The following is a 22,973-nucleotide window of genomic DNA, read 5'->3' on the forward strand; positions in this document are numbered from 1 at the left end:
AAAGCCACTGTTCATTATGTGCTCTTTCGCTACAATCGTGAGCACTGACATTCACCGTATCGAGGACACCATGTACAACTTCTCCCGCTATCAGGCAAAAGAACTGGCGCTGGCTTACATGAGCGGCAAAAAACACGATCTGTCGCCGCAGGAGTTTTTGCAACAGCTGAAAAGCAGCGAACGATCGTTTGAGCACCTGCTGAAGCACGGCAGCGAAATGCCGCGTGACGTGCTGGTTAAAAGTTTCTGAACGGCCGGTTGCCGGCCATTTTCCCTCTACGCCGCCGGTGGCGAGCCTGACAGGCCCGCGCATTCCCGGCCGTTCGTCCCCTTTCCTCACGCCACCGCATTTCGTTCTCACAGGCGAATTCCCTACAAATTCGTATCCAAAGACGAATTATTGACATATTCGTATCCAGGTGCGAATTTATAGTCATCCCTCGGTAAGCAACGGAACACGCTATGTCGACACCAATCAGCGTAATCAGCGGCGATCTGGTCGATTCTCGCCGATCAGATACCGTCAACTACCTCAACGAGCTGCACAGCCTGCTCGATCGGCTGCAGCGCGACGGGCAGCTTCATCAGGTGGAAATCTTTCGCGGCGACGCCTTCCAGGCGCAGGCCGCCCCGGAGGACGGGCTGCTGCTGGCGGTATATATTCGCCTCGCGCTGCGGGCGATGGGCGCCGCGCACTGGGATGCGCGCGTCGCCGTCGGGCTGGGCAGCCAACGGCCCGACGCCGCGGGTTACGGCAGTGCCTTTATCAACTCCGGCAGCGCGCTGGACGCCATGGCGAAAAATTGCCGCCTGGCTCTGAAAACCGACAACGATCGGACAAACGCCATTGTCAGCGATCTGCTGCCGATGTTAGATCATGTGATTGGCCGCATGTCGCAGACCGAAGCGCGCATCGTCCAGATGAGAATGTTCGCCGACAGCGGCGCCGCCGTGGCGGACCAGCTGCAAAAAGCCGCCTCCACGGTCTCCGCCGCACTGAAACGCGCGGCCTACGAGGAAATCATGCGGTTTATTCACGCCATTAACAGGATCGTCTGACTATGGATCTGACCTATGCGCCTTTGCTGGCCTGGCTGTTGCTCGTCCATCTGCTGGCGGATTTTCCGCTGCAGCCGCTGAGTTGGGTGGAAGACAAAATCCAACATCGCGCGCGTTCGCGTTTTCTGGTATTGCACGCGTTGCTGCACGGGGTGCTGGCCGCCTGGGTGGTGGCCGGGTTCGGCCTGCTGCACGGCGGGCTTTCTTCACTTCAGGTGCTGGTCAGCCTGCTGGTCATCGCCGTCAGCCATTACCTGATCGATTTGCTGAAAGTCACCGTCATGACCCGCCTGAGCCCGGCCCGCAGTTTCCTGCTCGATCAGGGGTTGCATCTGGCGGTGATCGCCTTGCTGTGGCTGGGGCTGACGCCGAATGCCGGTGAACTGCTCGCCGCGCTGGGGCAGCAGTTGGGGCGTTGGCAAATTGGCCTGGTGCTGGTGGCCTACAGCCTGATTTATCTGCCGATGAGCCTGCTGATCGGGCAACTACTGGCGCACTGGACGCCGCAAATGCCGCCTTCGGCCAAGGCCGACAACGATTCGCTGCTGCGCGCGGGCAAACAGATTGGCTATCTGGAGAGAACGCTGATCCTGACCTTCGTGCTGCTGGGGCAAATTCCGGCGATCGGTTTTTTGCTGGCGGCCAAATCTATCTTCCGTTTCGGCGATCTGCGCCAGAGCGACGATAAGATGCGCACCGAGTATGTGCTGCTCGGCACGCTGTTTTCCTTCACGCTGACCATCATGCTCGGCCTGCTGGTCAACAAACTGCTGTAGTAGTGCAGGGGCGAAGAATTTCGCCCCCGAAGTGAACGCCGAGGCGGCTTACAGCCACTCGCCGAAGCGGCGGATGTAGAAACGCTTCATCAACTGCGCGACCACGCAGTAGCTGACCAGCGTAGCGGCCAACCACGGGAAGTATTCCCACGGCAGCGGCTGCAGGCCAACCAGGGCGCCGAGCGGCGAGAACGGAATGTAGATGCCGAGCGCCATCACCAACCCGGTGGTCAGCAACACCGGCAGCGCCGCGGTGCTCTGAATGAACGGGATCTTCTGGGTGCGCAGCATATGCACCACCAGCGTTTGCGACAGCAGCCCCTCAATGAACCAGCCGGACTGGAACAGCGCCTGGTGTTCCACGCTGTTGGCGGCAAATACGTACCACATCAGCGCATACGTCGTGATATCGAAGATTGACGAGGTCGGCCCAATCCACAGCATAAAGCGCCCGATGTTTTTGGAGTCCCACTTGCGCGGCTTGCGCAGGAACTCTTTGTCCATCTTGTCCCACGGCAGCGACAGCTGAGAAATGTCGTACATCAGGTTTTGAATCAACAGGTGGATCGCCAGCATCGGCAGGAACGGGATGAAGGCGCTCGCCACCAGTACCGAGAACACGTTGCCGAAGTTGGAACTGGCGGTCATGTTCAGGTACTTGATGATATTGCCGAAGGTCTCGCGCCCTTTGATCACCCCCTCTTCCAGCACCATCAGGTTCTTTTCCAACAGGATGATATCCGCCGATTCCTTGGCGATGTCGGTGCCGGTGTCGACCGAAATGCCGACGTCAGCATCGCACAGCGCCGGCGCATCGTTGATGCCGTCGCCGAGGAAACCGACGGTATGGCCGTTGGCCTGCAGCATTTTCAGCACCCGCGATTTTTGCAGCGGCGTCAGCTTGGTGAAGACCGTGCGCTGTTCCACTTCGCGCGCCAGTTCTTCGTCATCCATCTGTTCAATCCGCAGCCCGGAGAGCGGCTCGCCCGGCTCCAGGCCGACATCGCGGCAAATCTTGCAGGTGATCACCGGGTTGTCGCCGGTCAGCACCTTCACCGTCACACCGTTTTCCTGCAGCGCGGCGATCGCCTGCTGCGCGCTCTCCTTCGGCGGGTCGAGGAAGGTCAGCAGCCCTTGCACCACCATGTCGCGCTCGTCGGCCACGCTTAGCGGTTCGGCCGGGCGCTGCGCATCCAACTCACGCGTCGCCAGCACCAGCACGCGGAAACCGTCTTCGTTGTACTCGCGGGCCAGCGCCTGCAACGCCGCACGGCGCGCGTCGTCCAGCTCCAGCATCTTGTCGCCTTCACGCACGTGGGTGGCGATCTCCAGCATCTCCTCCACCGCGCCCTTACAGATCAGCTGCTGCTTGCCATTCTCATCCGCCACCACGATCGACAGACGGCGGCGCACGAAATCGAACGGCAGCTCATCCACCTTGCTGAAACGCCCCAGGGCTTCAATCCCCGGTTTGCCGCGCCCGAAACGGATCACCGCCTGATCCATCAGGTTCTTCATGCCGCTCTGATGGAAGCTGTTCAGCCAGGCCAGGTGCAACACTTCGTTATCCCTGGCGCCAGTGACGTCGATGTGGTGCTCGAGAATGATGCGGTCCTGGGTCAGCGTGCCGGTCTTGTCGGTGCAGAGCACGTCCATAGCACCGAAGTTCTGAATGGCGTTCAGACGCTTCACCACCACCTTGCGACGCGACATGGCGATCGCCCCTTTCGCCAGATTGGAGCTGACGATCATCGGCAGCATTTCCGGCGTCAGGCCGACCGCCACCGCCAGCGCGAACAGCGCCGCCTCGCTCCAGTCACCTTTGGTGAAACCGTTGATCAGCAACACCACCGGCACCATCACCAGCATGAAGCGAATCAACAGCCAGCTGACGCTGTTCACCCCGCGATCGAACGCGGTTTGCGCCCGCGAACCAACGATTGACTTGGCCAACGAGCCGAAGTAGGTGCGCCCGCCGGTCGCCACCACCACCGCCGTAGCGGTGCCGCTGGCGACATTGGTGCCCATCAGGCAGATGTTGGAGAGCTCAAGCAGCGCGTTCTCGCTGGACACTTCCCCTTCGCTCGACTTCTGCGCCACGTTGCCCATGGCATCGTATTTCTCGATCGGGATCGCTTCGCCGGTCAAAATCGCCTGGCTGATGAACAGATCGCGCGAGGCGATAAGGCGTACGTCGGCCGGCACCATATCACCGGCGGAGAGCTGGATGATATCCCCCGGCACCAGTTCGCGGATCGGCACTTCCAACGTCAGCGGATGCGCGCTGTAGCTGCTGCGGCGCAGCACCGTGGCGGTGGTGCGCACCATCGACTTCAACGCTTCCGCCGCTTTGTTGGTGCGGTATTCCTGCCAAAAACGCAGCAGCCCGCTCAGCGTGACCATGGTCAGGATGATAATAACGCCGGTGAGTTCAGTTTCTTCACCGCTCTGGCGCGGCAGCCAATAATCGGTAAAGAAACTGATCGCAGCCAGCACCATCAGCACGAAGATAAACGGGTTGTTGAAGGCCTTGATCAGCTGGATCAGGGCATGCGGCGCCTTGTCATGGGCGACCTGATTGGCGCCGAACTGTTCCAGCCGCTCATCGGCGTCGTCCTGGGTCAAGCCGTTGCGGTTGCACTTCAGGTTCGCCAGCGTTTGAGCGATGCTGTTGGTCGCCTCTTGCGCAATGGCGTAGGTCACCGCGTCTTTATCACGGCGACGCGTTCTTTCATTAATCTGAGTCATAACGCTATTCTCTTATTTTCGTTCTGCGCACAGCGAAGCCCCGCCCGATAAACAGGTGACTCTGCGCAGCTTGGAATTTTTTATTAGCGTGACTAAATGGCGGAATTACCCTGTCAGCCACGCTGGAATCATTTTCCTTCCGGGGTCATCGTCCATAACGCCTCCTTAATGCTCCGCGTTATTCAGGCGAGCCCGAATAACCTGAGCATATAATCAAGTTAATAAATATTTATATAATTAATCAGACCGGTAATTCGGACGCGACGCGCCAGCGAACGGCACTCACGCTTTTCTCCAGGCTGACGCGGCAGACAATACCCTCAATTTCTTTTTGCGCGGCCGGCGTGGCGGTAATTTCCGCGCACACTTCCAATTGCCCCGGGCTGGAGATATCGGCGCTGCGCAAGGATTGCAGCCGCAAGGCCACGCCGTTCAGCGCCTGCAGAATCAGGGTGCGCACCAGAATTTCGTCCTGCTCGCCGCAGGTCACCTGAATGCGATAGCACAGTTCCAGATCGGTTGCCTGCTGGTGCGGCTGCAGATTGATACGCTGCGCGGCTTCGCGCAGCAGGATATTGGCGCACAGGATCACCAGCGTAGCAACCACCGCATCCCAATGCTGGCCCAGGCCGCACAGGACGCCGATCCCCGCCGAACACCACAGCGTGGCGGCGGTGTTAAGGCCGCGAATGTTCAGCCCTTCACGCATGATAACGCCGGCGCCGAGGAAACCGATACCGGATACGATCTGCGCAGCCACCCGGCCGGCGCTGGCCGGATCGGTGGACATGGAGCTGAGAATAAAGACCGCCGCACCGGTCGCCACCAGCGCATTGGTGCGCAGGCCGGCCATGCGTTGGCGCCACTGGCGCTCGGCGCCAATGACCGCGCCCAGGCACATCGCCAGCAATAAATTTAAAACGAAAGGAGTCATAGCCATGACTGTCCCCTTAATTAACCGCAGGAGATAAAATCATGTGCTGTTTAGCACACGCGAAAGCGCGCTGAAAATAAATCAGCGAATCAGCGTGTCGTGCCTGGAGGGAAAAGGCTGTGGCTGCAAAATACCATAATAACGTCCAACTCGATTCACCTGAAACCGTCAGGCATCAGGAAACGTTTATTACTCGGGTATGCACAGCTCAGAAATAACTGGAGAGGGGTGCTGCCCGCCGATAACGGCAAGCAACAAATCAGAAGAGAATTAGTCAGCTTGCCTTATTTGTTTTATTACAACTACAACTGTCCAATTGAGTTTCTCCACCGAAATTTTGGCTGAGTATAGTGACGTCGGATAATGAAGTAAAGGCTAATTTATTAAACGAAAAATAAACTGGAATACGGCGATTATATTTCGATGTCACAAATAGAAGGTGGCGACATTGGGCGCCGACGCCGCCTTCCGGCCGCTGCATCAGGCCCTGTGGGACAAAGCGTTGTTCGACTTCCGCTGGCTCGATCGGGACGGCTGGGTGCAGCAGACGACCTTTAGCGACGGTTCGACGCTGGCCGCCAACTTTACGCGCAGCCTTTCGCTGTCATCGCGGCCCACAGCCTGCGCGCCAAACTGGCCGACGGCCGCACATTCGACGTTACGCCTTAGCAAGGTCGCCGGCGGTGGGCTACGCTAGGCTATATTTCCGACGATCCGTAAGGAGTGGCCGATGACGCCTCTGATCCACACTCTGCTCGACGAGATTTGGCAAAGCCTGGGGCAGCGCCCCGCCCCTACCGACCGGTTAACCGTTAGCGGCGTCGGCGCATTGCCTTCGGCTTTTCCCGTCACAGAATTGGCGACCGCCGCCTGGAGCGCCGCCGGTTTGGCCTGCGCCGAGTTGCTTCGCTACGAGGCCGCCGACGCGCCGCAGGTCTGGATCGATCAACGCCTGGCCTCGCTCTGGTTCGGCTGGACGCTGCGGCCGCTGGGATGGACGCTGCCTGCGGCCTGGGACGCACTGGCCGGCGACTACGCGACGGCGGATGGCTGGATACGTCTGCATACCAATGCGCCGCACCATCGGCGAGCGGTGGAACAGGTGCTGGGTTCGGCATCGGATAAAGGCACGCTGGCGGAACGTGTGCTGGATTGGAAAAAAAGCGAGCTGGAGGAAGCCGTGATCGAGGCCGGCGGCTGCGCGGCCCAAATGCGCTCGGCGGCCGCGTGGCGACAACATATTCAAGGCAAAAGCGTAGCGCTCGAACCGCTTATCCACGCCTCGCTGCAGCCGGAAGCGCCACCGCCGGGCTGGGCGCTACCCGTCGCCCGGCCGCTGCACGGCGTGCGGGTGCTGGATCTGACGCGCATTCTCGCCGGGCCGATCGCCACCCGTTTTCTTGCCGGTTTGGGCGCCGACGTGCTGCGCATCGATCCCTACGGCTGGGATGAACCCGGCGTCGAGCACGAGGTGATGCTGGGCAAGCGCAGCGCACGCCTCAACCTGACCAATGCGCGCGATCGCCATACGTTTGAACATCTGCTGAAAAACACCGACGTGCTCGTGCACGGCTACCGTGCCGGTGCGTTGGAGAAATTGGGCTATGGCGCGGAGGAAAGACGCGCGCTGGCGCCGGGCCTGATCGACGTCTGCCTGAATGCCTACGGCTGGAGCGGTCCGTGGCGGACCCGGCGCGGTTTCGACAGCCTGGTACAGATGAGCTGCGGGTTGGCGGAGGCGGGTATGGTTTGGCGCAGCGCCAGTTTGCCGGTGCCGCTGCCGGTACAGGCTCTGGATCACGCCACCGGCTATTTGATGGCGGCAGCGGTGCTGACCGGTATGACACAGCGCCTGAGCCGCGGTACCGGCTACCACGCGCGGCTGTCGCTGGCGCGCACGGCGCAACTGCTGCTGGCGCACCCCTGTTCGGCAGATTATCGACCGGAACCGCTGGCACCGGCCGGCCCCGCCGACGAGAACCCGGAAACAGAACTGACTTACTGGGGGGCCGCGCAACGCCTGCGCGCCCCGTTAAGCCTGCAGGGTACGGCGCTGCAATGGGCGCTGCCGGCGACTACGCTCGGCACCTCGCAACCGGAATGGCTACGCCGCTAAATCGCCGCCAACTGTCGCTGAAGCCACTGCAGCAAGCGGGTAACCGCCGGCGTCAACCCGGCGGTCTGCGGCCACACCAGGTAAACGTCGTCATCGCTCAGACGACGGGGCGCGGCCAACGCCACCAGTCTCCCCGCGTCAAGCGCATCCTGCACCAGCAGCTTTTTCGCCAACGCGATGCCAAACCCTTGCTCCGCCGCGCGAATCAACAATCCGGCATCGTTGAATAACGCCTGTTGTCGCCCGCATAACGGCCGCCCCTGCGCGTTGAACCAGTCGCGCCAAGGACTGACGTCGTGCTCGAGCAACGGAATATCGCCACCGCTCTCGAACGCCGCCCTCCATTCTCGCGCCATATCCGGCGAAGCGACCGGCAGCACGTCACCCGACGCGATGCGCTGCGCCTGCAGCCCCGTCCATTGACCGCTGCCGATACGGATCGCCGCATCGAACCCTCGCTGCGACAGATCCTGCAGCGCCAGCGACGCATCAATATCCAGCGCAATATCGGCGCAGGCCTCATGAAAAGCAGGCAGACGCGGCAACAGCCAATAATGGGCAAAAGACGGCAACACGCTGATACGCAGCGTCTGGCTTGTCGCCGCACGCCGGGCGCGGGCGACGCCCTGCTGCAGTGCCTGCAGCGCCGGCTCTACCGCCGCCAACAACTCTCGCCCGGCGGCATTCAGGCGTACACCGCGCCCGCGCCGTTCAAACAGCGGATAGCCGACCGCCTGCTCCAGCAACTGAATTTGCTGGCTGACCGCGCCGTGCGTCAAATGCACCTGTTGCGCCGCAGCGCGCAAATTTTCCAACCTGGCGGCGATCGCAAAGGTCGGCAAGACATGCAGGGGAATGCGTTCATTCATCATTGGTTAACCAGGCTATCCAAAAAGGTTATTTTTCATCGATTTTGAGCGGCAGGCAAATGTTCTATGTTTACCCCATCATCCCTGACGCTTTCGGAGCCACCATGCACCCACGTTTACAACAGGACCTCGCGCAGTTTCCGCAGATCCTCGACCACACCCGCCAGTTGGCGGAGGATTTCCTGGCCGGGCTGCAGCAACGCTCGGTCTGCCCACCGCTCGAGCATCAGCAGCTGCAACCGGGCGACGATCGGTTGGAGGAAAACGGCGAAGGCGCCCTGGCAGCGCTGGAGCGCTTTTGGCAACGTTATCAGGCCGGCATTTCCGCCAGCGCCGGCCCGCGTTATTTCGGCTTCGTCACCGGCGGCGGCACCCCGGCGGCGGTCGCAGCGGACTGGCTGGTTAGCGTGACAGACCAAAATAGCCTGCTCAGCCATGATACCATTGCAGCCACGATCGAGCTGGCGGCCGTGACGCAGTTGAAATCCCTGCTGGGCCTGCCGGAAACGTTCAGCAGCAGCCTGGTCAGCGGCGCGACCATGGCCAATTTCACCGGGTTGGCCATTGGCCGGCAGTGGTTGGGACAACAGCAAGGCGTGGATATCGCCCAACAAGGCCTGGCGGCGCTGGGCCCCATCCGGGTATTGGCGGCCAATCCGCATTCCAGCAGCGTGAAGGCGCTCAGCATGCTCGGCATCGGCCGCGAGGCGTTGACGATCGTCGCCAGCCTGCCGGAGTCCGAAGCCATGGATATGGAAGCGCTGGCGCGGCAGCTCGCCGCCGGCGCTGGCCAGCCAACGTTGGTACTGGCCAGCGCCGGTACGGTCAACACTGTCGCTTTCGACGATCTGCCGCAGCTGCTGGCGCTGCGGGAGCGTTATCCATTTTGGCTGCATGTCGATGCGGCATTCGGCGGCGTGGCGGCCTGCTCACCGCTATACGCCTCAAAGCTCGAGGGCTGGCAGCATGCCGATTCCATCACCGTCGATGCGCATAAATGGCTGAATGTGCCTTATGACAGCGCGATCCAATTTACCCGCCATTTGGATCTGCAAATGCAGGTATTTCAGAACCATTCGGCTTACCTGGAAGCACCGACGCTGCGGCCAGACAACTATCTGCATCTGACGCCAGAAAATTCGCGCCGCTTCCGCGCCTTGCCGCTTTGGCTGACGCTGAAAGCCTATGGCCGCAGCGGTATACGAGATATCGTCGAGCGCAACGTCGAACTGGCGCAGGCGCTGGGGGCGGCGTTAGCGGCCGATGACGGTTTCCATCTGCTGGCGCCGGTGAATTTGAACGTGGTGTGCTTCGCCCTCAGTCATCCACAGGGTGAGAGCGAAGCGGCGCGCGATCGCTTTCTCGAACGCCTTAGCCGGCATGGCGTGGTGCGTTGCACCCCTACGCGTTACAACGGCCAGCCGGGGATCCGCGCCGCGCTGGTCAACTGGATGACAGAGGAACAGGACATCCGCTTGACGTTGGACTCGCTGCGCCATTGCCTGGCGGAAACGGCCTAACACGCGCGGCGATTACCCGCGTTGGAAGGCCTGCAAACGACGTTCTTGCCGCCCGTCTTCGCTGATGTTATCCGGCGACAGCCAGGCGGCAAACGCCGCGTATCGTGCCGGCCATTCTCCATCAACGATCGACAGCCAGTCGGTGTCGCGCGAGCGTCCTTTAACAACGACGGCCTGGCGGAACGTGCCTTCATAGCGGAAACCCAAGCGCTCGGCGGCCTGGCGTGAAGGCAGATTGAGGCTATCGCATTTCCATTCGCAGCGCTGGTAGCCAAGATCGTCGAAAAGATGCCGCAGCATCAAGAAAATCGCCTCGCTGCCCAGCGCACTGCGCTTCATCAGCGGCGACCAGTTGATGGTGCCCAGTTCGGCCACGCCGTTGCCAGGATCGATGCGTAAAAAAGCGCAGGTTCCCACGGCGTGCCCGTTCGTCTGATCGATCACCACCATCGTGTTTCTGTCTGCGCTGGACACCTGTGCCTGAAGATAGCGCTGGAAATCTGCGTGCGACTGCGGCCGTTCCCAAAACAGATAGGTCCAGTCACGATCGTCCTCAGCGGTTTGGTAAGCCTGATAAAGCGCATCCCCCCAGCGCGCGAGGTTAAGCGGTTCGAGGCGGCAAAACCGCCCTTGCAGCGGCGTGTGCCCGGGTATGCCTGCCGGCTGCCAATGAGGAAGGGCCTCACCTATCGGCTGCCCATACTGATTCTTTCTCACCGCGACATCCTGTTTTTGAAAGGTGGAGAGGCAAGTTAAAACCAACGCGGGCCAGAGACAACTCCGACCTGCCATTCCTCCCCGTGGATCGGACTGCAGGATGATAGTTTAGAGAAATCACTCAATCACCGTTAAACATTCACGAAAACTATTTCATGCGAAATAAATATCTATATAACTCATTGTAAAACGGTGATTTATAGCAACAATTAAGCTACACATTCTGGTCATAATGTTAACTTTTGTTTGTTGTTATGATAAAAAAAGAAGTGCTTATCATTAGCATGGAGAGCAAAAATATCCATAAGATAATGATTTTTATATATAAAAAGTCAAAAACACCAGAGAGAGCGCTTTTTGACCACTCAAAAAACGCGCTGAAAGACATCAAAAAAACGACACATGAATTTTTTTTAAGACTTTTCCTAGCAAACTAAAATTTTGTTTCGTGACATGATGAACAGATTAGCGGCAAGCAATGCAGACAGGCACGGGCGCCAAGCGCAAATCAGGCTCAACATGCCTAAGCTGGACGAGCAGCAGATCGCCCTGACTTAAGCCAAACTTATAGATTCATGCAATTAATAAGTTTAGTATGAAAATATCATTGAGTGCCGTCGTGTTTATTGATAGAACACTCGCTACACTGAATTATTGTTCCATTTTGCCTTTCGGCTTTTTAGGCTTTTTCTCATATTACCGCAGTAAAACGGATTTAAGTGGGGGTGCGATATGCCAACGATTATCATGGATTCATGTAGCTATACCAGATTGGGGTTAACCGACTATCTGACTTCGCATGGCGTGAAGAGGCGCCATATTAATGCCATCGAGGACATTGACAGCCTGCATGAAAAATGCAGCAAGTTAAATCCGAGCCTGGTGTTTATTAACGAGGACTGCTTCATCCACGAAGCAAACGCCACCGAGCGAATAAAACGGGTGATTTCACTGCACCCGGATACGTTATTCTTCATCTTCATGGCCATTACCAACGTACATTTCGACGATTATTTATATGTTCGCAAGAACGTCATCATATCGTCAAAATCCATCAAACCAGAGACTATGAATCAGCTACTTAGTCACTATCTCGAGAGAACGTCCCTCCGTACGGAGAAATCCTCTCTGGATCAAACGCCGGTAACGCTGAGCCAGACTGAATCGAACATGCTACGCATGTGGATGTCCGGTCAAGGTACCATCCAGATATCAGACCAGATGCAAATAAAGGCCAAAACGGTCTCTTCCCACAAGGGAAACATCAAGCGGAAAATAAAAACGCACAACAAGCAGATCATTTATCACGTTGTTCGTTTGACCGATACATTGACCAGTGGAATATTCGTCAATAGCCGCTGAACCACAGAGAACGCCCCCGCTCTGTTTTACCAGCCGTTAAATACCCGGTGATAATGTCATCTGGATAGCAGCCGCTGGAACCACAAAAAAATACCTGCTGCGTTATCCCCCGCTAGCGCAACGGGTATTTTTTTGCCGCCGATAAAAAAAATCTTACCGCAATGAAATAATCTCAAAATGGACAATTTCATTAGCAAATTAATGAGATTAACCTAAGTTACTGCCCGTGCTCGCGGCAGGGCTCCACAAACGTGCCGTCACGGCTGTCGATTTCATTAAAAAACCATACGCCCGCCGGGTAGTCGTCAAGAGAAACCAGATACATGGTGCCTTCGTTGAACACCTCTACGGCCAAAATCACGCCTTCACGCCGCGGGCCTCCGTCTGTTTTTACCGTCACTCGATCGTTAACCTGCATACCCTTCCCCATTATTTGCGATTGCCGTCAGTGTATTACAAAAGCGAGGGCGATGGACACCACTCCAGCCCTGCCGGCCTCTGCTATCAGCGTAGCAGCCGCCTGGATTTTCACTTTCTTAACGGTTTGGCCGCAGAATCTTAAGCCGGTCTCGCGTAGCCTGTCTTCAGGCGTTTCCCCCCCAGAGAAGCGCTCGCAAATGAAGTAACAAGGAACTTTTGCCCGCAGACTTGCGGGCTTTTTTTACGCGCTGCCAAATTGCAGGCATAAAAAAACCCGCCGCAGCGGGTTCTTTTCAATCAGCGGTAGACGCCAATTAGATAGCGGTAACGTTAGCCGCAGATGGACCTTTCGCACCGTTCTCGATAGAGAACTGTACGTTCTGGCCTTCAGCCAGGGTCTTGAAGCCTTGATCCTGGATAGCAGAGAAGTGTACGAATACGTCTTTGCTGCCGTCTGCTGGGGTGATGAAACCAAAACCTTTAGCTTCGTTGAACCACTTCACTTGACCTTTGATCATGTTGGACATGTCTAATTTCCTTCAATAATAATGTTAGCCGCCATGGGCGAGATAGCCGGTCATCAGTTACTTATGGAGGCACTGGAAAGGAAATTCGTCAGAGAAGGGCTATCCGGGATAACGCTTTAAATTTGAACTACTTTACTCAAAATGTCGTGCATAAATAGGTCTGTACCACAGGCCGACATCATTAACTCATGAGCGAGCGGCAATAGCAACCTTTTTCGCCGTGATGGGACGTGAATCTCGGCTAAACGCACAGGATTTGACCCTGTCTGTCGATGGAATCACCGCCTGGCGCCCCCGTAACAGCCAAGGTAAATGATAGTAATTCTCGTTCTGCTGTTTTATAGTTGCCTACAGAAATCATTCAGGGAGATTCACCATGCCGAGATGGCTTACCTTACCAACTGCCAGTGCCGCCGCCCTGCTGGCCTTTGCCGCTTACAGCGCTCCGCAGAGTGCACTGGAGCTGAATTATCAAGCTCCCGAACCCAGCGTGGCTCCCGCCCCCAAGCCGACAGCACCGTCAGGGCCAGCCCCTAAGGCGGCGAAACCACCGATTACCTGGGCAGAAGCACGCGACAAGAACGGCTTTCGCGTCGATATCGAATGCGATCATCCGGGCTGCAGCAAACCGCGCGCCAAACCTTATCTCGCGTATGAAGGCCCGGTGAAGAAAACCGATCGCCGCCGCCAATCCGATCCTTACTCCACCAACCAGGATCCCGATTACAACATCCAGTTGGGCTATGAGTGGTAGCGGCGCTTTCGGAGTAATACCTATATCAGCCGCCCTCGCCGCTGCATAGAATAGCGCCAGTTCACCACTCCTCCTGGTGTTGAACACAACAAGCTGTGTTGCAAATCTTTATGCGCCTCCCTATAGGCGCTTTTTTTTTTGCTCCTCCCTCATGCCCGTTTCCCGATTACAGATTGCTCCCATTGCCCCGTAAAGTGATGAATGTCACAAATACGCCTCCTTGCCATTCTTATTCGGAGGTGATGTTCATGGCCACAGGATCCCTTGCCCTCTTGGCTGTCTTGGCCGGCATTGCGGGCTATTCGCTCTATAAGCATTTCAAATCTCAGAAGAAAAGTACATTCGTTCGCCCGCACGATCGGTAGTCGATAACGTATTTTCACCGCGAAGGCGCGGCACGCCGCACGCCGCGCCTTCGTGGACCGTCATGTTTTCATCACAAAATTGTCACAATATGGCCATATGATGATTCGCGATTATCCGCTCTGGCTTAACACCAAGGATTTCGCCCATGACCATAATTAAAGCTGCAAACCATCAGGAAGCAGAAAAACTCATCCGCGCCGGCACAGCCAAGAAAATCGAACTGGCCTACGATATCGGCAGCGATGACTTCTTCCAGCTTGCCAGCCTGTGGTGCGATAAAGGCGCCAAGATCTCCAAAGGGAAAGAACACTTTATCGTCTCGTTGAAAGGGTTCCGCATCCCCCCTAACGATTGATATCCAGCCGCCCATCGCGGCGGCGTCCTCCCCTCCTCGTAAAACCGCTCTATTCGACCACGCGCACCTCCTTCGATTTCGCTAAGCTAACAGCAGACTTTATTGCGGGCGTTCCGCCTGATAACCACGTCCGCCACGATGAGGAGAGTGACCATGTCAACAAATGCAGCGCAGCCCGGCACGATGAAAGCGATTGAGATCAGCCAACCGGGCGCCCCCGAGGTTCTGGTCGTCACCGAACGCCCGGTGCCCGTTCCGCAAGCGGGCGAACTCCTGGTGAAAATCGCCGCCGCCGGCGTTAACCGCCCCGACGTGCTGCAGCGCCAGGGGAACTATGCGCCACCGCCCGGCGCTTCGGATATCCCCGGCCTGGAAATCGCCGGCGAAGTGGTGGCCATCGGTGAAGGCGTGACCCACTTCGCGCTCGGCGATCGGGTTTGTGCCCTCATCGCCGGCGGCGGCTATGCCGAATACTGCAGCGTGCATGAAAGCAATGCGCTGCCGGTGCCGGCGGGCCTGAGCCTGACCGAGGCCGCCGCACTACCGGAAACCTTCTTTACCGTCTGGGTCAACGTGTTCCAGCGTGGCCACCTCAAAGCCGGCGAAACCGTGTTGATCCACGGTGGCACCTCCGGCATCGGCACGGTCGCTACCATGTTGGCAAAAGCCTTCTGCGCGCAGGTGATCACCACCGTTGGCTCCGAAGAGAAGCGCCAGGCCAGCCTCGCGCTGGGCGCCGACGTGGCGATTAACTACCGCAGCGAAGATTTCGTCGCACGCACCAAAGACGTCACCGACGGCAAAGGCGCCGACGTGATCGTCGATCTGATCGCCGGCGACTATGTGGCCAAGAACTATCAGGCCGCAGCGATGGAAGGCCGTATCGTACAAATCGGCACGCAAAACGGCGTGGTAAAAGAGCTCAATCTGATGCCGCTGCTGTTAAAGCGCCTGACCCATACCGGTTCAACGCTGCGCTCGCGCAGCGTGGCGGACAAAGCGCAGATTGCCGCCGAGCTGCACGAGAAGGTTTGGCCGCTGCTGGAGCGCGGCGTGCTGAAGCCGCAAATTTTTAAAACTTTCCCGCTCGAGCAGGCCGCCGCCGCGCATGCGCTGATGGAGTCCAGCGAGCACATCGGCAAGATCATGCTGACGTTCTGAAGCCATTCCCCGCGGCCTCTGCTGCGGGGAAACCGATGCCGCGCTCAGGGAATGATGCCACGGCGGCGAAACTCATCGAACAGCGAGAAAAACATGGCTTCGGTTTCGACAAACTGATGGAAACCGAAACGCCGCGCCTTGCTGCCGTCCGCGAACATGTCGTAGTCCCAGGAAAAGACGAAGTCGGCGAAACGCCAGCCCGCCACCGCACGATAGTCCGATTCGGCCAATGAGTGCCGCTGCGCCAGCTCCCGCCACAGCGGCGCTTTATCCGCCATCATGCTCTCCAACGGCATCGGCAGCGGCGGCGCGCATTCCAACCCGAAGTAAGCGGCGATTTTCGGCCACATCTCGCTCCAGCGAAACAGATCGCCATTGTTGATATTAAACGCCTGATTGGCCGCCGCCGGTTCGGTCGCCGCCCAGAGCGTGGCACGCGCCAACAGCCCGGCATCGGTCATTTCCAGCAGGCGGTGGTAAGCGCCCTGTTTACCGGGGAAACGTAACGGCAGCCCAAGCGCTTTACTGATCGACGCGTAAACCGCGATGCTTAACGCCAGGTTCATCGGATTGCCGAGGGAGAAGCCCCCCACCACGCTCGGGCGAATGGCGCTCCAGTGCCAACGTTTGCCGGCCTGACGCTGCACCAGATACTGCTGTTGCGCCACGTTAAACTCCGGCGGCATATGCCCGGCGTCGCTTTCGCGCGCCGGCGTTTTAAACGGCCCCAAATGGGCGCCGTACACCTTGTAACCCTGCATCAGGCTGATATGTTCCAGCGCCGGCGCGATCGGCTCCAGTCCCTCGACGACGTGTTGCAACATCTGCAGATTGGGCGCCACCAGGCCCGCCCAATCCGGCGCATCCTGATAGGCGGCATAGAAAACGTGGCTAATCGCGCTCAGCGGCCGCAGCGCGTCGCGCGTTGCCGCCGCATCCAGCAGATCCACCTGCAGGTGGCGCACACCAGGTGCCGGTTCCCCACCCCGGCGCGAGACGCCCACCACGGGCCAGCCCTGGCCGGCCAGTTCCTCAATTAATCGGCGCCCTATTACGCCATTGGCGCCGATCACTAATGCCTGTCGCTTTGCGTTCATCTTGTCACTCCTCGGGTTGTCGATGCCCTGAGTGTTATTGATTAGCATTGCTTGCGGTAGATGAGGTTCTCCACTAACACTAATAAGAAAAACCTATAGGCAAGATCGACATGGATAAGCTGAACGCAATGAAAACCTTTCTGCGGGTGGCGGAGCTGGGCAGCCTGTCGGCCGCCGCTCGCGATTTGCGCTTGACGCAGCCGGCGGTCAGTCAGCAAATCGCCGGGCTGGAGCAGGAACTGGGGGCGCAGCTGCTGTTTCGCAGCACCCGTGCGGTCACCCTGACCGAGGCCGGCAGCGGTTATTATCAGCGCCTCAAACCGATTTTGGCGGCGGTCGACGAAGCGGAAGAGGCGCTGCACAGCCAGCGCCACCGGCTGCAGGGCAACCTGCGCCTTCATGCACCGACCGGATTCGGCCAACGGCACGTCACGCCGCTGGCCATCGCGTTCCAGCAGCGCCATCCGGATCTCACCCTCGAGCTGCTGCTGGACGATCGCCGCGCCGACGTGATCGGCGAAGGCATCGACGTGGCGCTGCGCTTCGGCGAACTGCACGCGCCCGGCATGGTGGCGAAACGGCTGGGTGAGCTGCAACGCCTGCTGGTAGCGTCACCGGCGTATCTGGCAAAGCATGGCGTTCCACGCTCGCCGGCGGAGCTGGCAAAACATGCGCACATTCGCTACAGCGGATTGAACGACGGCGATACGCTCACCCTGATCGGCCCGCACGGCCCCGAGATAGTGGCGCTGCGGCCCACGTTCCGCGCCAACAATACGTTATCGCTGCTGATGGCCATCGAGGCGGGGCTTGGTATCGGCGGCGCTCAGCGGCCGTTGATCGGTGAACAGTTGGCAACGGGGGCATTGGTTCACGTGTTGCCGGAATACCGCTATCCGCCCATGGCGCTGCACGCGATCTATCCCGCATTACGATTTATTCCGGAGAAAGTGCGCGCCTGGGTGGCGCATCTGCAACAGGCGTTGACGGCGATCGAGGGAATTAGCGGAGTGAATGCCCCCGGCCAGACGCCGGAGGCATAAACATTATTTGAACAGTTTGCCAACCATGTCGCCCAGTTCGTTGCTGTCTTGCTGCACTTCGCCATTTGGCGAAGCGGCATCCGCGACCGTTGGCAAGAACTGTGCAATGGTGCTGGAGGCCTGAGCCGGATCGACACCCAGCTTTTCAGCCAGTTGATTGATCGCATCGCTACCCAGAGCCTGCTGTACGTGATCGCCGGTAATCTGTTGGTTTTCACCATTGCCGAGCCAGGAGCCGACGATGTCGCCGAACTGCCCCTGACGGAACTTGTCCAAAATGGCCTGCAGGCCACCTTGTTGCTCAACCCACTGCATAATGGCGATGTAATCGATGCCTTTACCGTTGGCGCCGCCGCCCAGAATGTTACCCAGTACGCTATCAAACAGACCCATGATATTCCCCTTTCAGCCGGTACGGCCCGCGCCGCACAGCCGGATTGATTTCACGAAAAAGGGCCGCCGCGGCGACCCTGTTGAGCAACGGCTGCTTAGCCTTTGATCTTCCTGTAGACAAAAAGCACCACCAGGGCACCGATTACCGCCACCACAAAGCTGCCCAGGTTAAAACCGTCAACGCGGCCCATACCGAAGAAGGTGCTGATATAGCCGCCGACCACGGCGCCCACGATCCCCAATATAACGGTCACAATAAAGCCGCCGCCGTCTTTGCCCGGCATAATCCACTTGGCCAGGATACCGGCGATTAAACCAAAAATGATCCAGGAAATGATGCCCATCTTTACTCTCCCTATTACCTTTTGCCTAACAGAAATCCTATTACCAGGCCCACGACGGCGCCGGCGCCTATCCCCGCCCAAGGATTATCCTTGATGCAGGCACATGATTGCTCGAGCGCCGCTTTTACACCGCTGCGCACTTCGCAGGCGGGGGTTTTCACGTAGTCGCTCGGTTGCTCAACACCGTTTAGATCGTCATTTTCATATGACATGTCAAATCCTTACAGACCAACCCTCTGAGAATTGCGTCACATGTTTCACGCCCGGCACCGCCCGCCCCGCGATCTTGCTCCGGGCAATCTGCCCGCGGCCGCTCAATGCAGGGCGTACGGCGACAAACGCACAACTTCACACTATGACTATAGTAAAAAATCAGCGGTTTACCCATTTCCGTCCGTCTGAATTTTACCGTACAAAAAACGATCTGACTTCATCCTATCGTCATATCGGCAGACTAAACTTTAAACAAACCTCCGGGAGAAAACGCCCATGTTCAATGCACCGTTCGTCATGATTCTCGCACTGCTGTACGCGCTGGCCGCCGTTTGGGATGGTTCCGCCGCGTTACTGTTTCTCTAAGGTTACATAGCGGTTGTCACTTTTGCGATGCGCTTAATTGTGTCTTTATTTTTCAATTTCGCCAGCCGGTTGAAATAGCGGTAAACATCCTCATTTTCCTCGGTAAAAATCCTAACTCGCCCCGTATTCCGCCCGTTATTAAATAAAGCGTAAAAAAAGCATTAATGGAAAACCCTATTTAGCACAAAATGTTCTATCATTCGTCGTATAACAATTTGGGTTAAGGTCCCATCGGGAAAGAAAAGGAATAACAGGAAAATGCTTTCAAACCAACGCTTTGAGCGTGAGTTCTTGCGCCCTCGTTATTGGTTGCTGTGGATAGGGTTGGGAATACTCTATCTCTTGGTGTTACTGCCCTACCCGCTCATATATCGGCTTGGACACGGCCTCGGCAGAATAGCCATGCGTCTGATGAAACGCCGGGTAAAAATAGCGCGCCGCAATATAGAACTCTGCTTCCCCACCATGCCCGCCGCCGAGCGCGAGGCGCTGATCGTCAGAAATTTTGAGTCCGTCGGCATGGGCCTGTTCGAAGTCGGCATGGCCTGGTTCTGGCCCGACTGGCGCATCGCCCGCTGGTTCAAGGTGAGCGGCATGGAAAACATGCGGCTGGCACGCCAGGACGGCAAAGGCGTTCTGCTGATCGGTCTGCATTTCCTGACGCTGGAACTGGGCGCACGCATTTTCGGCATGCAAAACCCCGGCATCGGCGTGCACCGCCCGCACAACAACAAGCTGATGGAATGGGTACAGACCCGCGGTCGGCTGCGCTCGAATAAATACATGATCGATCGTAAAGATATCAAGGGCATGGTCCGCAACCTGAAACAGGGCGAAATCCTGTGGTACGCGCCGGATCACGATTACGGCCCGCAAAGCAGCGTGTTCGCGCCGTTCTTCGCCGTCGAAAACGCCGCCACGACCACCGGTACCTTTATCCTGGCGCGCATGGGGCGGCCGTCGATCGTGCCCTTCGTGCCGCGCCGCTTGCCGCATGCGCAGGGTTATGAGCTGATCGTACAGCCGCCGTTGACGGACTTCCCGTTGGATGATGAAACGCGCGCGGCGGCCATGATGAATCGCGTGGTGGAAGAACAGGTGCTGCTGGCGCCCGATCAGTACATGTGGCTGCACCGCCGGTTTAAAACCCGTCCCCCCGGCGAACCTTCGCTGTATTAACACCCTCGCGCCTTCGTCCGTCATTCCGGTGGCGAAGGCATGCTCGCCTCGCACAAGCATTCCGCGCCAAGGGAACTACACTAATAAGTCACCGACGGCAATCATTGCCGCCAGCAACCATTTCTTCCTGCCCGAGGGCCGGTCGTTGCCTGTCGGGCCACAACCGAGGTCAATGTCATGCTGGTACAACCCTATCTGTTTTTCAGCGGTAACTGTGAGCAAGCGATTAACTTCTACGTGCAGCAGTTGAATGCCAAAATTGAAATGGTTATGCGCTTCAAAGATATGCCCGAAGAAGCCCGCCAAGGCGGCCCGCAGGACGTTAACCCGGAGGCGATCATGCATGCACGTCTGCTGATTGGCGACGGCGTGCTGATGGCCTCCGACGGCTGTCCGCAGGATGAAAGCGGCGGCGCTTCTCACAAAGGTTTTTCACTGTCGCTTAACCCCAGCGATGCGGAACAGGGGCGCAAGCTGTTCGATAATCTGGCGCAGGGCGGCCAGGTGACGATGCCTTACCAAGCCACCTTTTGGGCCAAAGGTTTCGGCATGCTGACCGACAAATTCGGCGTCAACTGGATGATCAACGTCGAATAACTCGCCATGGCACCGCTAGCTGTAGCGGTGCCAGTCATACGCCGCCTTGGCGAACAACACGAACAGCAGCGTCAACAGCACCAACCCCAACCGCCAATAGGGCGACCGGCGCCGACGCCAGGCAAAGAACATCATCACCGCCAGCGCCCCCAGCGTAAGGGGGTAATACACCGCCAGCGTCAGTAAAGCGATAATGATGTAATCCGACATTGACTCTCCCACTCCGTCTTGTCCGCACCGCCGCAGAGGCAGATTGCGCCCGCCTTTCTTCGTATCGCCTCGTTAAGGGCTAGAGGTCTGGCGCGTTTATGCATAAAATATAAGATTGCTCTTAACTCGAACTAAATAGTAATCAAACAACAAGGGTGACATGACTCAGCAGCAACCCATACAGGATGCCGTGCCGCCGCGCAGCGTTAAAAGCTCCCCATTATTATTTCAGGCCGGCGTGTTTGTCATCATCGTTGCCGCCACGCTGATCCTCTTTAACAGCTGGCAAATCTGGAACGCGCACCAGCGCGATCTGCGCAGCGCCGAGCATGAATCCGCCAACCTCGCCCGTTCGCTGGCGCAGCATGCCGACGATACTTTCATGCAGGTGGACGGCAATCTGCTCGATCTGACCGAACGTCTCCAGAACGACGGGCTGGGTCCATCGCAGCTGACGCGGCTGCAGCGCGTCATGCAGACGCAGGTCGGCAACCTGCCGCAGCTGCATGGGCTGTTTCTCTACGATGCGCGCGGCCGCTGGCTGGCGACCTCCTCGGGCAAATTCATCAAGAACGCCAACAACGCCGATCGCGATTACTTCAAATACCATCAAAACCGCGACGGCGGCGGCCTGTACATCGGCAAGGTGATCCGCAGCCGCACCACCGGCGATCTGATCATTCCCGTGTCGCGGCGCTTCAACCACCCGGATGGCAGCTTTGGCGGCGTGGTGCTGGCGACGCTGTACGTCGATTATTTCCGCCAGTTTTACGACAGCTTCGCCCTCAACACTGACGCCTCGCTGAACCTACTGCTGGCGGACGGCACCATCCTTTACCGCCGCCCCTACTCGGCGGCGTCGATCGGTAAAAACATCGCCAAGGGCGTGCTGTTCAGCGAAATTTTGCCGCATTCGGAATTCGGCAACGCCACCATCACCTCGCTGTACGACAAAGTGGAGCGCATCTACGGCTATTCGCGGGTCAACCGCTTTCCTCTGGTGATCGCCGCCGGGCTATCGAAACGCGACGCGCTGGCGGACTGGCGCACCGACGCCGGGCTGTTCGCCGCCGGTGGCCTCTCGCTGCTGATGATCCTGTTGGCGATGGGCATGGTGCTGCTGCGGCAAATCAAGCACAGCATGCAAACCGAAGCCGAGCTGATGCGCACCCGCGATCAGTTGACCAGCATCAACCAGATGCTCGAAGAACTGGCGCTGCTGGACGGCCTGACCGGGCTGGCCAACCGCCGCCAGTTTGATATCGCGCTGAAGAACGAGCTGGCGCGGGCTTCGCGCAACTACCGCAGCGTGGCGCTGCTGATGCTGGATATCGACTATTTCAAACAGTACAACGACAGCTATGGCCACGTCGCCGGGGACCAGTGCCTGCAGCAGATCGGCCAAACGCTCAAAGGGTTGGCATGCCGCAGCAACGACGTTTTAGCGCGCTACGGCGGCGAAGAGATGGGGATTATCCTGCCGGATACCGACATTCAGGGTGCACTGATTTTCGCCGAACGCGTCATCCAGGCGGTACGCGATCTGAAGATCCCGCATCAGGGCAACCCGCACGGCATCGTCACCATCAGCATCGGCATCTGCGCCAAAGTGCCACATATGTATAACGATACGCCGATCAGCTTTATCAATGAGGCGGACAGCGCGCTGTATCAGGCCAAGAAAAAAGGCAAAAACTGCATTTACGGTGCTTAATCAATAATCGGGTCTCCAAATTTGGCGGCCCGATTTATTCCCGACAAGATGAAATAATTCCACTCCGCAACATTATTTCCCCGGTTTGCCCTGCTATTTGAATGAAATAACGCCAATAAATAAGCAGCATATT

25 protein-coding genes are annotated in these 22,973 nt (G+C 58.0%); 14 read left to right on the forward strand and 11 right to left on the reverse strand.

The window, feature by feature from the left end; all coding sequences use genetic code 11:
- Window positions 1–70: 70 nt before the first annotated feature.
- From FOT55_RS20630 to FOT55_RS20640, 3 genes are all read left to right on the forward strand, one after another.
- Entirely contained in the window at window positions 71–250 is a 180-nt protein-coding gene (locus FOT55_RS20630; RefSeq protein WP_004935085.1) for a hypothetical protein, read from the forward strand.
- Window positions 251–462: 212 nt separating this feature from the next.
- Window positions 463–1,059 carry a hypothetical protein gene (locus FOT55_RS20635; RefSeq protein ID WP_147823946.1) on the forward strand — a complete coding sequence of 199 codons (597 nt, stop codon included), beginning with the start codon at window positions 463–465 and terminating at the stop codon, window positions 1,057–1,059.
- A gap of 2 nt (window positions 1,060–1,061) precedes the next feature.
- Window positions 1,062–1,835, forward strand: coding sequence for a DUF3307 domain-containing protein (locus FOT55_RS20640; RefSeq protein WP_060447854.1), 774 nt, complete (start codon window positions 1,062–1,064; stop codon window positions 1,833–1,835).
- A 48-nt stretch (window positions 1,836–1,883) separates the two neighbouring features.
- Here FOT55_RS20640 and mgtA read toward each other — a convergent pair whose 3' ends face one another.
- Window positions 1,884–4,583: a magnesium-translocating P-type ATPase gene (mgtA, locus tag FOT55_RS20645; protein WP_147823947.1), complete on the reverse strand. Its 2,700-nt coding sequence runs from the start codon at window positions 4,581–4,583 to the stop codon at window positions 1,884–1,886.
- 241 nt (window positions 4,584–4,824) lie between these two features.
- A complete protein-coding gene (locus tag FOT55_RS20650; protein WP_025303346.1) occupies window positions 4,825–5,523 on the reverse strand; it encodes an MgtC family protein in 699 nt (232 codons plus the stop codon).
- A 442-nt stretch (window positions 5,524–5,965) separates the two neighbouring features.
- On the opposite strand from FOT55_RS20650, the gene FOT55_RS20655 reads away from it, so the two are divergent.
- Both FOT55_RS20655 and FOT55_RS20660 read left to right on the forward strand, forming a co-directional pair.
- Window positions 5,966–6,214 (forward strand): glycoside hydrolase, encoded by a 249-nt coding sequence (locus FOT55_RS20655; protein WP_238476121.1) that lies wholly within the window; start codon window positions 5,966–5,968, stop codon window positions 6,212–6,214.
- 33 nt (window positions 6,215–6,247) lie between these two features.
- Complete coding sequence (locus FOT55_RS20660; RefSeq protein ID WP_147823948.1) at window positions 6,248–7,633, forward strand: CoA transferase; 1,386 nt, start codon at window positions 6,248–6,250, stop codon at window positions 7,631–7,633.
- On the opposite strand, the gene FOT55_RS20665 is transcribed toward FOT55_RS20660, so the two are convergent.
- Window positions 7,630–8,505 carry a LysR substrate-binding domain-containing protein gene (locus FOT55_RS20665; protein WP_060433446.1) on the reverse strand — a complete coding sequence of 292 codons (876 nt, stop codon included), beginning with the start codon at window positions 8,503–8,505 and terminating at the stop codon, window positions 7,630–7,632. The genes FOT55_RS20660 and FOT55_RS20665 overlap by 4 nt on opposite strands.
- Before the next feature lie 101 nt (window positions 8,506–8,606).
- On the opposite strand from FOT55_RS20665, the gene FOT55_RS20670 reads away from it, so the two are divergent.
- Window positions 8,607–10,022: a pyridoxal phosphate-dependent decarboxylase family protein gene (locus tag FOT55_RS20670; RefSeq protein WP_147823949.1), complete on the forward strand. Its 1,416-nt coding sequence runs from the start codon at window positions 8,607–8,609 to the stop codon at window positions 10,020–10,022.
- A 12-nt stretch (window positions 10,023–10,034) separates the two neighbouring features.
- Here FOT55_RS20670 and FOT55_RS20675 read toward each other — a convergent pair whose 3' ends face one another.
- Window positions 10,035–10,676 carry a GNAT family N-acetyltransferase gene (locus tag FOT55_RS20675; RefSeq protein ID WP_147824223.1) on the reverse strand — a complete coding sequence of 214 codons (642 nt, stop codon included), beginning with the start codon at window positions 10,674–10,676 and terminating at the stop codon, window positions 10,035–10,037.
- Between the two features lie 795 nt (window positions 10,677–11,471).
- Here FOT55_RS20675 and rcsA point away from each other — a divergent pair.
- Window positions 11,472–12,101 carry a transcriptional regulator RcsA gene (gene rcsA, locus FOT55_RS20680; protein ID WP_025303351.1) on the forward strand — a complete coding sequence of 210 codons (630 nt, stop codon included), beginning with the start codon at window positions 11,472–11,474 and terminating at the stop codon, window positions 12,099–12,101.
- Between the two features lie 217 nt (window positions 12,102–12,318).
- Here the strand turns inward: rcsA and dsrB are convergent, their stop codons facing one another.
- Both dsrB and cspE read right to left on the reverse strand, forming a co-directional pair.
- Window positions 12,319–12,519: a protein DsrB gene (gene dsrB, locus FOT55_RS20685; protein WP_004935117.1), complete on the reverse strand. Its 201-nt coding sequence runs from the start codon at window positions 12,517–12,519 to the stop codon at window positions 12,319–12,321.
- A gap of 316 nt (window positions 12,520–12,835) precedes the next feature.
- Window positions 12,836–13,048 (reverse strand): transcription antiterminator/RNA stability regulator CspE, encoded by a 213-nt coding sequence (cspE, locus tag FOT55_RS20690; RefSeq protein WP_004935122.1) that lies wholly within the window; start codon window positions 13,046–13,048, stop codon window positions 12,836–12,838.
- A 376-nt stretch (window positions 13,049–13,424) separates the two neighbouring features.
- Here cspE and FOT55_RS20695 point away from each other — a divergent pair, with 376 nt between their 5' ends.
- The 3 genes from FOT55_RS20695 (at window position 13,425) to FOT55_RS20705 (ending at window position 15,684) form a co-directional block, all read left to right on the forward strand.
- Complete coding sequence (locus FOT55_RS20695) at window positions 13,425–13,802, forward strand: hypothetical protein (RefSeq protein ID WP_147823950.1); 378 nt, start codon at window positions 13,425–13,427, stop codon at window positions 13,800–13,802.
- A 511-nt stretch (window positions 13,803–14,313) separates the two neighbouring features.
- Complete coding sequence (locus FOT55_RS20700) at window positions 14,314–14,523, forward strand: hypothetical protein (protein WP_004935132.1); 210 nt, start codon at window positions 14,314–14,316, stop codon at window positions 14,521–14,523.
- Between the two features lie 153 nt (window positions 14,524–14,676).
- Complete coding sequence (locus tag FOT55_RS20705) at window positions 14,677–15,684, forward strand: NAD(P)H-quinone oxidoreductase (protein WP_141968049.1); 1,008 nt, start codon at window positions 14,677–14,679, stop codon at window positions 15,682–15,684.
- Between the two features lie 44 nt (window positions 15,685–15,728).
- Here the strand turns inward: FOT55_RS20705 and FOT55_RS20710 are convergent, their stop codons facing one another.
- On the reverse strand, window positions 15,729–16,781 hold the full coding sequence (locus FOT55_RS20710; RefSeq protein WP_147823951.1) for an SDR family oxidoreductase: 1,053 nt from the start codon (window positions 16,779–16,781) through the stop codon (window positions 15,729–15,731).
- Between the two features lie 110 nt (window positions 16,782–16,891).
- Between FOT55_RS20710 and FOT55_RS20715 the strand changes: the two genes are divergently transcribed.
- A complete protein-coding gene (locus FOT55_RS20715; RefSeq protein WP_147823952.1) occupies window positions 16,892–17,824 on the forward strand; it encodes a LysR family transcriptional regulator in 933 nt (310 codons plus the stop codon).
- A gap of 3 nt (window positions 17,825–17,827) precedes the next feature.
- Here the strand turns inward: FOT55_RS20715 and FOT55_RS20720 are convergent, their stop codons facing one another.
- The 3 genes from FOT55_RS20720 to FOT55_RS20730 all read right to left on the reverse strand — a co-directional run bounded on the left by FOT55_RS20720 (window position 17,828) and on the right by FOT55_RS20730 (window position 18,773).
- Window positions 17,828–18,217 (reverse strand): YidB family protein, encoded by a 390-nt coding sequence (locus FOT55_RS20720; RefSeq protein WP_147823953.1) that lies wholly within the window; start codon window positions 18,215–18,217, stop codon window positions 17,828–17,830.
- Between the two features lie 95 nt (window positions 18,218–18,312).
- Window positions 18,313–18,561, reverse strand: coding sequence for a GlsB/YeaQ/YmgE family stress response membrane protein (locus FOT55_RS20725; RefSeq protein ID WP_004935146.1), 249 nt, complete (start codon window positions 18,559–18,561; stop codon window positions 18,313–18,315).
- Between the two features lie 14 nt (window positions 18,562–18,575).
- Window positions 18,576–18,773, reverse strand: coding sequence for an ElaB/YgaM/YqjD family protein (locus FOT55_RS20730; protein ID WP_141959604.1), 198 nt, complete (start codon window positions 18,771–18,773; stop codon window positions 18,576–18,578).
- Window positions 18,774–19,398: 625 nt separating this feature from the next.
- On the opposite strand from FOT55_RS20730, the gene FOT55_RS20735 reads away from it, so the two are divergent.
- Window positions 19,399–20,319: a Kdo(2)-lipid IV(A) acyltransferase gene (locus tag FOT55_RS20735; RefSeq protein ID WP_147823954.1), complete on the forward strand. Its 921-nt coding sequence runs from the start codon at window positions 19,399–19,401 to the stop codon at window positions 20,317–20,319.
- Window positions 20,320–20,496: 177 nt separating this feature from the next.
- On the forward strand, window positions 20,497–20,916 hold the full coding sequence (gene yjdN / locus FOT55_RS20740) for a VOC family metalloprotein YjdN (RefSeq protein ID WP_147823955.1): 420 nt from the start codon (window positions 20,497–20,499) through the stop codon (window positions 20,914–20,916).
- 15 nt (window positions 20,917–20,931) lie between these two features.
- Here the strand turns inward: yjdN and FOT55_RS20745 are convergent, their stop codons facing one another.
- Window positions 20,932–21,126, reverse strand: a complete 195-nt coding sequence (locus tag FOT55_RS20745) for a hypothetical protein (RefSeq protein WP_060420604.1) — start codon at window positions 21,124–21,126, stop codon at window positions 20,932–20,934.
- Window positions 21,127–21,286: 160 nt separating this feature from the next.
- Between FOT55_RS20745 and FOT55_RS20750 the strand changes: the two genes are divergently transcribed.
- The gene (locus FOT55_RS20750) at window positions 21,287–22,840 is read left to right on the forward strand and encodes a sensor domain-containing diguanylate cyclase (protein ID WP_025303360.1); all 1,554 of its coding nucleotides are present in this window, start codon (window positions 21,287–21,289) and stop codon (window positions 22,838–22,840) included.
- The last annotated feature ends 133 nt before the right edge of the window (window positions 22,841–22,973 follow it).

The sequence above is a fragment of the Serratia bockelmannii genome, from assembly GCF_008011855.1.
GTDB classification, from domain to species: domain Bacteria; phylum Pseudomonadota; class Gammaproteobacteria; order Enterobacterales; family Enterobacteriaceae; genus Serratia; species Serratia bockelmannii.

What these genes read in the sequence shown, in the direction of transcription:
- FOT55_RS20630 (WP_004935085.1), top strand. Translation starts at nt 71, where the DNA reads ATGTACAACTTCTCCCGCTATCAGGCAAAAGAACTGGCGCTGGCTTAC.
- FOT55_RS20635 (WP_147823946.1), top strand. Translation starts at nt 463, where the DNA reads ATGTCGACACCAATCAGCGTAATCAGCGGCGATCTGGTCGATTCTCGC.
- FOT55_RS20640 (WP_060447854.1), top strand. Translation starts at nt 1,062, where the DNA reads ATGGATCTGACCTATGCGCCTTTGCTGGCCTGGCTGTTGCTCGTCCAT.
- mgtA (WP_147823947.1), bottom strand. Translation starts at nt 4,583, where the DNA reads ATGACTCAGATTAATGAAAGAACGCGTCGCCGTGATAAAGACGCGGTG.
- FOT55_RS20650 (WP_025303346.1), bottom strand. Translation starts at nt 5,523, where the DNA reads ATGGCTATGACTCCTTTCGTTTTAAATTTATTGCTGGCGATGTGCCTG.
- FOT55_RS20660 (WP_147823948.1), top strand. Translation starts at nt 6,248, where the DNA reads ATGACGCCTCTGATCCACACTCTGCTCGACGAGATTTGGCAAAGCCTG.
- FOT55_RS20665 (WP_060433446.1), bottom strand. Translation starts at nt 8,505, where the DNA reads ATGATGAATGAACGCATTCCCCTGCATGTCTTGCCGACCTTTGCGATC.
- FOT55_RS20670 (WP_147823949.1), top strand. Translation starts at nt 8,607, where the DNA reads ATGCACCCACGTTTACAACAGGACCTCGCGCAGTTTCCGCAGATCCTC.
- rcsA (WP_025303351.1), top strand. Translation starts at nt 11,472, where the DNA reads ATGCCAACGATTATCATGGATTCATGTAGCTATACCAGATTGGGGTTA.
- dsrB (WP_004935117.1), bottom strand. Translation starts at nt 12,519, where the DNA reads ATGCAGGTTAACGATCGAGTGACGGTAAAAACAGACGGAGGCCCGCGG.
- cspE (WP_004935122.1), bottom strand. Translation starts at nt 13,048, where the DNA reads ATGTCCAACATGATCAAAGGTCAAGTGAAGTGGTTCAACGAAGCTAAA.
- FOT55_RS20695 (WP_147823950.1), top strand. Translation starts at nt 13,425, where the DNA reads ATGCCGAGATGGCTTACCTTACCAACTGCCAGTGCCGCCGCCCTGCTG.
- FOT55_RS20700 (WP_004935132.1), top strand. Translation starts at nt 14,314, where the DNA reads ATGACCATAATTAAAGCTGCAAACCATCAGGAAGCAGAAAAACTCATC.
- FOT55_RS20705 (WP_141968049.1), top strand. Translation starts at nt 14,677, where the DNA reads ATGTCAACAAATGCAGCGCAGCCCGGCACGATGAAAGCGATTGAGATC.
- FOT55_RS20710 (WP_147823951.1), bottom strand. Translation starts at nt 16,781, where the DNA reads ATGAACGCAAAGCGACAGGCATTAGTGATCGGCGCCAATGGCGTAATA.
- FOT55_RS20715 (WP_147823952.1), top strand. Translation starts at nt 16,892, where the DNA reads ATGGATAAGCTGAACGCAATGAAAACCTTTCTGCGGGTGGCGGAGCTG.
- FOT55_RS20720 (WP_147823953.1), bottom strand. Translation starts at nt 18,217, where the DNA reads ATGGGTCTGTTTGATAGCGTACTGGGTAACATTCTGGGCGGCGGCGCC.
- FOT55_RS20725 (WP_004935146.1), bottom strand. Translation starts at nt 18,561, where the DNA reads ATGGGCATCATTTCCTGGATCATTTTTGGTTTAATCGCCGGTATCCTG.
- FOT55_RS20730 (WP_141959604.1), bottom strand. Translation starts at nt 18,773, where the DNA reads ATGTCATATGAAAATGACGATCTAAACGGTGTTGAGCAACCGAGCGAC.
- FOT55_RS20735 (WP_147823954.1), top strand. Translation starts at nt 19,399, where the DNA reads ATGCTTTCAAACCAACGCTTTGAGCGTGAGTTCTTGCGCCCTCGTTAT.
- yjdN (WP_147823955.1), top strand. Translation starts at nt 20,497, where the DNA reads ATGCTGGTACAACCCTATCTGTTTTTCAGCGGTAACTGTGAGCAAGCG.
- FOT55_RS20745 (WP_060420604.1), bottom strand. Translation starts at nt 21,126, where the DNA reads ATGTCGGATTACATCATTATCGCTTTACTGACGCTGGCGGTGTATTAC.
- FOT55_RS20750 (WP_025303360.1), top strand. Translation starts at nt 21,287, where the DNA reads ATGACTCAGCAGCAACCCATACAGGATGCCGTGCCGCCGCGCAGCGTT.